The following is a 574-nucleotide window of genomic DNA, read 5'->3' as shown; positions in this document are numbered from 1 at the left end:
CGCTGCAAGCGGAATGGCGCCCACTGCCACGATCGCCGCGATGCCGTCCTCGATGCGCTTCAGCCCGTCCAGCAGGTTGATCGGATTGACCGAGAGATCGCCGACATCGGCGACGTTGGCGATGCTGAACGGCTCGGTCCCCGAGACGTGATGGGCGCGCCGCATCAGGCTCGACTGGTTGCGGATCTCGCGCGGGCCGTGCCGTGCGCCGGCGCGATTGGTGGTGCCACCATCCCACGGTATGCCGACGAGCGCGATGTCGAGCCCCTCCGCGCTTGCCACGGCCGGCAGTCTCATGAAGGTCGAAAGTCCGGCGAAGCGAGGCACGGCGGAGGCGTCGATCGGCTGGAAGAAATTGCTGCTCATGGTGTCGGCACCTCAGAAGAATTCGCGTTTGACGATTTCCGCAATGCGGGTCTCGCAGTCGTCGAGCAACCATCGGCCCTTTTCCGCCGATGAGCCCTCGGTCAGCGACAGCACGCCGGATGGCGGCACTTCCTCGGCTGGCTTGGGATAGCGATCATATGGCCTGAACTGCGCCGGGCCGTCATGCAGTGCCTTGCCGGGGTCGACG

Annotated in this window: 1 protein-coding gene and 1 pseudogene; both read right to left on the bottom strand. The window is 65.9% G+C overall.

Annotated features, from left to right (window positions below; translation table 11 throughout):
- A partial coding sequence (locus tag EN964_RS36630; protein WP_206528847.1) for an arginase family protein occupies window positions 1-366 on the bottom strand: 366 nt, incomplete at its 3' end.
- A 12-nt stretch (window positions 367-378) separates the two neighbouring features.
- Window positions 379-574, bottom strand: a pseudogene (locus EN964_RS38020) (creatininase); the annotation flags it as partial.

Origin of the sequence: Mesorhizobium sp. M7A.F.Ca.CA.001.10.2.1 (assembly GCF_003998575.1) — a bacterium.
GTDB lineage: Bacteria > Pseudomonadota > Alphaproteobacteria > Rhizobiales > Rhizobiaceae > Mesorhizobium.
Note: the sequence above shows the minus strand (reverse complement) of the source record. Positions and strands in the feature narration are given on the sequence as shown.